This is a genomic window from Neisseria sp. P0008.S010 (assembly GCF_051962715.1).
GTDB lineage: Bacteria > Pseudomonadota > Gammaproteobacteria > Burkholderiales > Neisseriaceae > Neisseria > Neisseria elongata.
Window position 1 is genome coordinate 1 of the sequence record NZ_JBQCVA010000251.1, and the last position, 286, is coordinate 286.

A 286-nucleotide genomic window follows, 5' to 3' on the forward strand; every position below is an offset into this window, starting at 1 on the left:
AATCAGGGAGGTTCCTCATTTTGAAAATGGTGTTGAGCATAAAATTTTAATAACTTATGTTATTGCAAAGGTCTCATATAGTGATTTAAATTTAAATCAGGACAAGGCGACGAGCTGCAGACAGTACAAATAGTACGGCAAGGCGAGCCAACGCTGTACTGGTTTAAATTTAATTCACTATAAATCATCATGCCTGTGATTGAAGCAGACCCCTGTTTCTTTTAAATGCAGGTAAAACGTATGTTCCGGCACCTGTTAAATTGCACCAAGCGATGCTTGGCGCAGC

General features: G+C 39.5%; 2 pseudogenes. One reads left to right on the forward strand and one right to left on the reverse strand.

The window, feature by feature from the left end:
- Positions 1–61 precede the first annotated feature (61 nt).
- Positions 62–180, forward strand: a pseudogene (locus tag ACTHSL_RS13450) (IS5/IS1182 family transposase); the annotation flags it as partial.
- Here ACTHSL_RS13450 and ACTHSL_RS13455 read toward each other — a convergent pair.
- Positions 178–286: pseudogene (locus ACTHSL_RS13455) on the reverse strand (IS1595 family transposase); the annotation flags it as partial. The pseudogenes ACTHSL_RS13450 and ACTHSL_RS13455 sit on opposite strands and share 3 nt — an antisense overlap.